This window comes from Streptomyces sp. SID3212 (assembly GCF_009865405.1).
Taxonomy (GTDB): domain Bacteria; phylum Actinomycetota; class Actinomycetes; order Streptomycetales; family Streptomycetaceae; genus Streptomyces.
In genome coordinates this window covers 1-615 of the sequence record NZ_WWJY01000893.1, presented here as the reverse complement: position 1 = coordinate 615, position 615 = coordinate 1, and the positions used below count along the sequence as shown (strand labels likewise).

Below are 615 nucleotides of genomic sequence, written 5' to 3'. Positions count from 1 at the left end.
AGCGCCTCGGAGCCGTACGCCCCGTCCTTGTCCGGGGCGGAGCCCAGGCCGACCGCGAGGACGACCGGCGACTTCAGGCCGGACGGGGCGGGGAGCTTGGTCACCTCGCCCTCGGCGCCCGACGCGCCCAGGGTCTCCAGGACGGCGGCGAGCTTGCCGTCGAACGCCTGGTCCACGGCTTCGGCGCCGGGCGCGACAACCGGCCCCCCGGCGCCCTTCGCGACGCCGACGACGATCACGTCGGCGCGCAGCGTCGCCGCCCCGGCAGTGCTGAGAGTGAGAGCAGTCACGGTGGTGAATTCTCGCTTCCGTTGAGTTTTTCGGCGGTCGAGGGATGGGCCGACCGTGCCCGCCGCATAGTAAGACCGATTCGGCCTGTTGCCCGCCGGGAAGGAGCCTACGCTCGGTGAGATCCGGCGTTCACGGGGGCGTTGGCGGAGCGGACCGGGCCCCCGCCGCCGGTACCGGGCGTCAGCCGAGGGTCAGCACGACGAGCGCGGTGGTGGCGGCGGTTTCGGCCACGGCGCCGAGGACGTCCCCGGTCACCCCGCCGAAGCGCCGGACGCAGTGCCCGAGCAGCAGGTGCGCGGCGCCCAGCGCGGCCGGCACCGCCAG

2 protein-coding genes are annotated in these 615 nt (G+C 74.8%); both read right to left on the bottom strand.

What is annotated here, in order from left to right; genetic code table 11:
• The coding region (locus GT042_RS26620; protein WP_345943925.1) for a M17 family peptidase N-terminal domain-containing protein at positions 1-290 on the bottom strand (290 nt) is incomplete at its 3' end.
• Between the two features lie 181 nt (positions 291-471).
• Positions 472-609 carry an adenosylcobinamide-GDP ribazoletransferase gene (locus tag GT042_RS26615; RefSeq protein WP_345943926.1) on the bottom strand — a complete coding sequence of 46 codons (138 nt, stop codon included), beginning with the start codon at positions 607-609 and terminating at the stop codon, positions 472-474.
• Between the last annotated feature and the right edge of the window lie 6 nt (positions 610-615).